This is a genomic window from Gordonia sp. DT30 (assembly GCF_049844915.1).
GTDB lineage: Bacteria > Actinomycetota > Actinomycetes > Mycobacteriales > Mycobacteriaceae > Gordonia.
In genome coordinates, this window is record NZ_JBNCLY010000122.1 from 1 (window position 1) to 235 (window position 235).

A 235-nucleotide genomic window follows, 5' to 3' on the forward strand; every position below is an offset into this window, starting at 1 on the left:
TGGTGGCGGATTCGGCGGGGGTGGTGGTGCCGCGGTTGCGGGGGTATGGGGTGATCGATCCGGTGTTGGCGGGGGAGTTGGCGCCGTTGGCGACCCGTGTCGAGGTGTCGGAGGCGGCGCGGCAGACTGCGGCGCGGTTGGTGGAGTCGATTGCTGATCGGTCCCTGGCGCCGCCGTGGGATCCGAGTGGGCATGGTGGGCATGCCACGGCACCGCCGGGTGCGTTGCGGTATCG

The 235-nt window shown here is 71.5% G+C and carries 1 pseudogene; it reads left to right on the top strand.

The features are described from left to right. Window positions 1–235, top strand: a pseudogene (locus ACLQ3C_RS21705) (HNH endonuclease); the annotation flags it as partial.